The 6,038-nt window shown below is 73.0% G+C and carries 5 protein-coding genes; all 5 read left to right on the top strand.

The window, feature by feature from the left end; genetic code table 11:
• Nucleotides 1-89: 89 nt before the first annotated feature.
• The 5 genes from AC32QD_RS03895 to ligD (AC32QD_RS03875) are packed head-to-tail and all read left to right on the top strand — an operon-like array spanning nucleotide 90 to nucleotide 5,956.
• Nucleotides 90-1,370 carry an acetyl-CoA C-acetyltransferase gene (locus AC32QD_RS03895; RefSeq protein WP_492009171.1) on the top strand — a complete coding sequence of 427 codons (1,281 nt, stop codon included), beginning with the start codon at nucleotides 90-92 and terminating at the stop codon, nucleotides 1,368-1,370.
• A complete protein-coding gene (locus AC32QD_RS03890) occupies nucleotides 1,370-3,472 on the top strand; it encodes a 3-hydroxyacyl-CoA dehydrogenase NAD-binding domain-containing protein (protein WP_492009170.1) in 2,103 nt (700 codons plus the stop codon). The genes AC32QD_RS03895 and AC32QD_RS03890 overlap by 1 nt, the downstream gene beginning before the upstream one ends.
• A complete protein-coding gene (locus tag AC32QD_RS03885) occupies nucleotides 3,469-4,056 on the top strand; it encodes a DNA polymerase ligase N-terminal domain-containing protein (protein ID WP_492009169.1) in 588 nt (195 codons plus the stop codon). Before AC32QD_RS03890 ends, AC32QD_RS03885 begins: the two co-directional genes overlap by 4 nt.
• The gene (gene ligD / locus AC32QD_RS03880; protein ID WP_492009168.1) at nucleotides 4,053-5,051 is read left to right on the top strand and encodes a non-homologous end-joining DNA ligase; all 999 of its coding nucleotides are present in this window, start codon (nucleotides 4,053-4,055) and stop codon (nucleotides 5,049-5,051) included. The genes AC32QD_RS03885 and ligD (AC32QD_RS03880) overlap by 4 nt, the downstream gene beginning before the upstream one ends.
• Nucleotides 5,048-5,956 carry a non-homologous end-joining DNA ligase gene (ligD, locus tag AC32QD_RS03875; RefSeq protein ID WP_492009167.1) on the top strand — a complete coding sequence of 303 codons (909 nt, stop codon included), beginning with the start codon at nucleotides 5,048-5,050 and terminating at the stop codon, nucleotides 5,954-5,956. The genes ligD (AC32QD_RS03880) and ligD (AC32QD_RS03875) overlap by 4 nt, the downstream gene beginning before the upstream one ends.
• Nucleotides 5,957-6,038: the final 82 nt, after the last annotated feature.

Here is a 6,038-nt window from a genome sequence, read left to right as displayed (position 1 = left end):
CCCGCCAAGGCCGCGCCCGCCAAGGCCGCGCCCGCCAAAGGCACCCCCAAGGGCAAGCGCGCCACGTCCCGCCGCTCGGAGGCCGCCGAATGACCCGTCCCGTCTATCTCGTCGACGGCGCCCGCACGCCCTTCCTCAAGGCGCGCGGCAAGCCCGGCCCCTTCACCACCGCCGATCTCGCGGTGGCCTGCGGCCGCCCGCTCCTCCTGCGCCAGTCCTTCGGGCCCGATTCCATCGACGACGTGATCCTCGGCTGCGTCAGCCCCGAGGCCGACGAGATGAACCCCGCCCGCATCGCCGCGCTGCGGCTGGGGCTGGGCGAGGACATGCCCGCCTGGACCGTGCAGCGCAACTGCGGCTCGGGCATGCAGTCGATCGACTCGGGCTTCCGCGCCATCGAATCGGGCCGCGCCGAGATCGTGCTCGCCGGCGGCACCGAGGCGCTCTCCCACGCGCCGCTGGTGCTCAGGCGCTCGATGGTCGACTGGCTGGCCGAGTTCCGCCGGCTCAAGGGCCCGATGGCCCGGCTCGGCCACCTCGCGGCGCTGCGCCCGGCCATGCTCACCCCCGAGATCGGGCTGGAGAAGGGCCTGACCGACCCGGTGGTCGACCTCAACATGGGCCAGACGGCCGAGCTCCTGGCCCATGCCTTCGCCATCTCGCGCGCCGCCGCCGACGGCTATGCCGCCGAGAGCCACCGCCGCCTCGCCGCCGCCCAGGACGAGGAGCGGCTGGCCGAGGTCGAGCCCCTGATCGACCGCGACGGCCGGGTCTTCGAGGCCGACGACGGCGTGCGCCCCGACTCCACGGCCGAGGCGCTGGCCAAGCTCAAGCCCGCCTTCGAGCGCCCCTACGGCAACGTCACCGCCGGCAACAGCTCGCAGATCACCGACGGTGCCTGCTGGGTGATGCTGGCCTCCGAGGAGGCGCTGGCCGACCACGGGCTCACGCCCATGGCGCGCATCCTCGACTCCCAGTGGGCGGCGCTCAGCCCCGCCATCATGGGCCTCGGCCCGGTGCTCGCCTCCGTGCCGCTCCTGACCCGCTGGCGCCTGACGCTCGCCGACATCGAGTTCTGGGAGATCAACGAGGCCTTCGCCGCCCAGGTGCTCGCCTGCGTCGCGGCGCTCGCCGACGACGCCTTCGCGCGCGCCAATCTCGGCCTCGACGCCGCGCCCGGCGCGATCCCGCGCAACCGGCTCAACGTCGACGGCGGCGCCATCAGCCTGGGCCACCCGGTCGGCACCAGCGGCGCGCGCATCGTGCTGCACCTCGCCCATGTCCTGCGCGAGAAGCGCGCCACGCGCGGCATCGCCACCGAGTGCATCGGCGGCGGCCAGGGCGGCGCCATGCTCATGGAGGCGGTGTGATGGCCCGCGACATGGACCTCGCCAGCCTCGCCCGGCCCCGCCTCGAGCTCGGCCCCGTCGCCGGGGCCGGGCGCAGTGGCCGCCGCCTCTCGCTCACCCGCGCCGAGGACGGGCCCGCCTGGCTCGTGATCGACCGCGAGGACAGCGCGGTGAACACCTTCGACACCGTGTTCTTCGAGGAATTGCGCACCGCCCTCGACAGCCTCGAATCCGACCCGCCCAAGACCCTGGTGATCCGCTCGGCCAAGCCGGCGGGCTTCGCCATGGGCGCCGACATCGCCGAGTTCCGCGGCCTCACCGACCGCGACCAGGCCGGCCGCCGGGTGGCTGAGGCCAACGCGCTCTACGACCGGCTCGAGCGCCTCGGCTCGCGCAAGATCGCGGTGATCCACGGCACCTGCGCCGGCGGCGGCACCGAGCTGGCGCTGTGCTGCGACCTGCGCCTCGCCATCGCCGACGCCCGCATCGGCCTGCCCGAGATCCGGCTGGGACTGCATCCGGGCCTGGGCGGCACGGCGCGGCTCACCCACCTGATCGACCCGGTCCAGGCCATGACCATGATGCTCACCGGCCGCGACGCCTCGGCGCGGCGGGCCCGCCGCCTCGGCCTGGTCGACGCCGTGATCGAGGAGCGCCACGTCCTCAACGCCGTCGCCGCGGCCGCCCAGGGCAGCCTCAGGCCCGACCGCCCCGGCCTGCGCGACCGCACCCTGCGCTCGCGCCCCGCGCGCCTGTTTGCCGCGCGCAAGATGCGCCAGAAGGCCGACGAGAAGGCCCGGCCCGAGCACTACCCCGCGCCCCGCGCCCTGATCCACCTTTGGGAGGAGCACGGCGGCGACCGCGCCGCCATGCTCGAGGCCGAGCACGCCTCCTTCACCGATCTTTTGACCGGCGACACCGCCCAGGCGCTGTTCCGCGTCTTCGCCCTGCGCAGCCGCCTGCGCGCCCAGGGCCGCGACACCGACCACGGCATCGCCCATGTCCATGTCATCGGCGCCGGCACCATGGGCGGCGAAATCGCCAGCTGGTGCGCGCTCCAGGGCTTCCGCGTGACGGTGACGGACCCGGATTCGCGCGCGCTGGGCAAGGCTTACGCCGCTGCCTGCAAGCTCTATGACAAGCAGATCACGCGCAAACCCGACCGCCTCGCCGCGCGCGACCGGCTGATCTGGGACCCCAGGGGCGCCGGCGCCGCCCGAGCCGACCTGGTGATCGAGGCCGCCCCCGAGAAGCCCGAGCTCAAGCACCGCATCTATGCCGAGGTCGAGCCGCAGATGAAGCCCGACGCCCTGCTCGCCACCAACACGTCGAGCCTGCCGCTGGGCGAGCTCGCCGACGCGCTCGACCGGCCCGGCAGCTTCCTCGCGCTGCATTTCTTCAACCCGGTCTCGAAGATGCCGCTGGTCGAGGTCGCGCGCCACGACCGTACCGCCGACGCGCCGTATCAGCGCGCGCTCGCCTTCACCAAACGCATCGCCAAGCTGCCCGCCCCGGTCGCCGCGGCGCCGGGCTTCCTGGTCAACCGGGTGCTGATGCCCTACCTGCTCGAGGCGCTGGCCCTGATCGACGAGGGCACGGCGCGCGAGACCGTGGACGAGGCGGCCGAGGCGTTCGGCATGCCCATGGGGCCGATCGAGCTGGCCGACCAGGTCGGCCTCGACATCTGCCTCGACGTGGCGCGCACGCTCGGCGGCGCCGGCGGCGAGAACATGCCCGCCGTGCCGCGCTGGCTCGAGGAGAAGGTCGAGAAGGGCGAGCTCGGCCGCAAGGCCGGCGCCGGGCTCTATGCCTACAAGGACGGCAAGCCGCAGAAGGGGCGCCCCTCGACCCATGCCAGCCCCGAGGTCACCGACCGGCTGATCCTGCCGATGCTCAACGCCACGGTGGCCTGCCTGCGCGAGGGCATCGTCGCCGATGCCGACACGGCGGACGCCGGCATGATCTTCGGCGCGGGCTTCGCCCCGTTCCGCGGCGGGCCGCTGGCCTATGCCCGCGCGCGCGGGCTCGAGCACGTCGTCGCCCGGCTGAGCGAGCTGGCCGAGGCGCACGGCCCGCGCTTCGCGCCCGACGACGGATGGCGCCGCTTACAGGATGAGGAATGAGCCGCAACAGCTATGAGTCCAAACGCGATTTCCGCCGCACGCCGGAACCGCGCGGCGGCGCGCGCAAGCCGGGCAAGCGGCCGATCTTCGTGATCCAGAAGCACGCCGCCTCGACGCTGCACTACGACCTGCGGCTCGAGATCGACGGCGTGCTGAAATCCTGGGCGGTGCCCAAGGGCCCCTCGACCGACCCGCGCGAGAGGCGCCTCGCGGTCGCCACCGAAGACCACCCGCTCGACTATGCCGACTTCGAGGGCGTGATCCCCGAAGGCGATTACGGCGGCGGCACCGTCCTGATCTGGGACCGCGGGCCCTATGACAACATCACCGAGAAGGACGGCGAGCTGCGCCCCGCCGCCCGCGCGCTCGAGCACGGACACTTCCTGTTTCGCCTGCACGGCGAGAAGCTCGGCGGCGGCTACGCGCTCCAGCGCCTCGACGGCGACGACTGGCTGCTGGTCAAGACGGACGACGACGCGGCGGACGCGCGGCGCAACCCGGTCTCGACCCAGCCGCTTTCGGTCGCCAGCGGTCGCGACCTCGACGAGATCGCCCGGCAAGCAAACCCCGAGGGGGACGGGTGAGCGCCATCGACCGGCTCGACGGCTGCGCGCGCGCCCGGCTCGAGCGGGCGTCGGTCCCCGACTGGACCGAGCCGATGCTCGCCACGCTCACCGACGAGCGCTTCTCCGACCCCGGCTGGATCTTCGCGCGCAAGCTCGACGGCGAGCGCGCGCTGGCCTTCCGCGCGAAGGCCGGGCTCAGGCTGATGACGCGCAACCGCAAGCCGCTGAACGCCACGTATCCCGAACTGGTCGACGCGCTCGACCGGGCGCTCGACCAGGACTGCGTGATCGACGGCGAGATCGTCGCCTTCGAGGGCAACCGCACCAGCTTCGCCCGCCTGCAGCGGCGCATGCAGATCACCGACCCCGACGAGGCACGGCAAAGCCCGGTGCGCGTCCACTACTACGCCTTCGACCTGATCCACCTCGGCGGCCACAGCCTCGACGCCGTGCCGCTGCGCGGGCGCAAGAAGGTGCTCAGGGCGCTGATCCGCTGGCGCGACCCGCTGCGCTTCACCGCGCACCGCAACCGCGACGGCGAGGCTTTCTTCCGCGACGCCTGCGCGCGCGGCTGGGAGGGGCTGATCGCCAAGCGCGCCGACGCGCCCTACCGGCACGCGCGCTCGACCGACTGGCTCAAATTCAAGTGCGCCCGCGGCCAGGAGTTGGTGATCGGCGGCTTCACCGCGCCCGAAGGGTCGCGCATCGGTTTCGGCGCGCTCCTGCTCGGCTATTTCGAGGACGGGCGGCTGCGCTATGCCGGCAAGGTCGGCACCGGCTTCTCCGACGACCTGCTCGCGCGCCTGCGCCGGCGGCTCGAGCGCCGCGCACGCCAGACCTCGCCCTTCGACGCGGCGGTGCGCGAGTCCTCCGTCACCTGGGTCCGGCCCGAGCTGGTGGCCCAGATCGGCTTCACCGAGTGGACCGGCGCGGGCAAGCTGCGCCACCCCCGCTTCCTCGGCCTGCGCGACGACAAGGCCGCCCGCGAGGTGGGCCGCGAGAGGCCCCGATGAGCAAACGCATCGAGATCGCCGGCCACGGCTTCGAGCTGACCCACCCCGACAAGGTGCTGTTCCCGGCCGCCGGCATCACCAAGCGCGACCTCGTGGACTACTACGCCCGCATCGCCCGCGTGGCGCTGCCCCACTGGCAGGGCCGCCCCGTCAGCATGCAGCGCTTCCCCGAGGGCATCGACGGCGAGAGCTTCTTCCAGAAGAACGCGCCCGACTACTTCCCCGACTGGATCGCCCGCGCCGAGCTGGCCAAGGAGGGCGGCACGGTCGACCACGTGGTCGCGGACCACCCCGCGACCCTGGCCTACCTGGCCGCGCAGGGCTGCATCACGCCACATCTCGGCCTGTCGCGCATTGACCGCATAAGCCGCCCCGACCGGCTGATCCTCGACCTCGACCCTTCGGGCGACGACTTCGCCCCGGTGCGCGAGACCGCCGGCAGGGTGAAGCACCTGCTCGACCGGCTCGAGGCCCCGGCCTTCGTGCAGACCACCGGCTCGCGCGGCTTCCACCTGGTCGTGCCGCTCGACCGCAGCGCCGGCTTCGACGAGGCGCGCGCGCTTGCCCGTGCGCTGGCCGGGCGCATTGCCGCCGAGGCCCCGAAGCTTGCCACCGTCGAGCAGCGCAAGGACAAGCGCGGCGGGCGGGTCTTCCTCGACTACCTGCGCAATGCCTACGGGCAGACCGCCGTGGCCCCCTACGCCGTGCGCGCCCGCCGCCGCGCCCCGGTCGCCACGCCGCTCGACTGGTCCGAGGCGTTGGGCAACGCCGGGCCCCAGAGCTACACCCTGGGCAACATCTTCCGCCGGCTCGGCCAGAAGCCCGACCCCTGGCGCGACATCGAGGGCCAGGCCATCGCCGTGGCGACGCTCGCGGGGCGGCTGGAAAGGCTTAGGATGTCTTGATAACCCGTTAAAAACACGGCTGAATTCTTATATGTCTTATATAAGACCTGTAAGAGTTGACGGCCTTCTGGCGGGGTCGTGA

Source organism: Thermohalobaculum sp. (genome assembly GCF_058622915.1).
The sequence above is the reverse complement of the archived record's forward strand: the minus strand, read 5'-3'. Positions and strand labels throughout refer to the sequence as shown.

Coding starts and splice junctions, on each gene's coding strand:
- AC32QD_RS03895 (WP_492009171.1), top strand. CDS start 90: ATGACCCGTCCCGTCTATCTCGTCGACGGCGCCCGCACGCCCTTCCTC.
- AC32QD_RS03890 (WP_492009170.1), top strand. CDS start 1,370: ATGGCCCGCGACATGGACCTCGCCAGCCTCGCCCGGCCCCGCCTCGAG.
- AC32QD_RS03885 (WP_492009169.1), top strand. CDS start 3,469: ATGAGCCGCAACAGCTATGAGTCCAAACGCGATTTCCGCCGCACGCCG.
- ligD (WP_492009167.1), top strand. CDS start 5,048: ATGAGCAAACGCATCGAGATCGCCGGCCACGGCTTCGAGCTGACCCAC.